General features: G+C 53.1%; 1 protein-coding gene. It reads left to right on the top strand.

The features are described from left to right. Positions 1 to 44: 44 nt before the first annotated feature. The coding region (locus tag PGX78_RS08115; RefSeq protein ID WP_270446427.1) for a YadA-like family protein at positions 45 to 755 on the top strand (711 nt) is incomplete at its 3' end.

The following is a 755-nucleotide window of genomic DNA, read 5'->3' as shown; positions in this document are numbered from 1 at the left end:
CGGTGTCGGGTGAAAACAGTTTTGCTTCAGGTAGGGACATAAATGTGACCGGGGGCAATGCGTTGAGTGTCGGTATGAATAATACCGTCTCCGGAAACAACTCTACGGCCTTTGGGGGACTGAATACCGCCGCCGGAGATTACAGCTTTGTAGTCGGACGAGGTTCTCGAGTTGACGGCACGGCGGCTATGGCCGTCGGTGATAACTCTCGAGCCGGAGGAAGTAACTCCTTAGCGGCCTTAGGCGGTAATACAGTCGGGAATAATTCATTTGCCGTAGGGATCGGGGCCATGGCCGTATTGGATGATTCCTATGCTATCGGTCGCGGGTCCGTAGCCAATCGGGCAGCCGGAGTGAGCGGCTATCGTGCTAACGGCCGGACAAATGCTACGTGGCAGGCTACGGGAAATGCTGTGGCCGTCGGCGATTCGGCGAGCAGTATAACACGTCAAATTACCGGCGTTGCAGCAGGATCTGACGATACGGATGCAGTAAATGTAGCGCAGCTAAAAGATGCGATTCGGAATAGTGCCGGAGAAATTCCGGACTTTGGCGGCGAAATTCAAGCAACGGCTGCTCAAAGTGCCGCTTTAAGCGCCCTGAAGACCGTATCGTACGATCCGCTGGAACCGACACAAGTTATGGCCGGTTACGGCTATTATAAGAGTAACAGTGCTTTTGCCTTAGGCGTAGCACACTATCAAAGAGAATCACTTCTGTTTAATTTCGGTGCTGCTAAAGGGGCAGGAAACAAC

Origin of the sequence: Megasphaera sp. AF13-6AC, assembly GCF_027685385.1 — a bacterium.
GTDB classification, from domain to species: domain Bacteria; phylum Bacillota; class Negativicutes; order Veillonellales; family Megasphaeraceae; genus Megasphaera; species Megasphaera micronuciformis.
The sequence above is the reverse complement of the archived record's forward strand: the minus strand, read 5'-3'. Positions and strand labels throughout refer to the sequence as shown.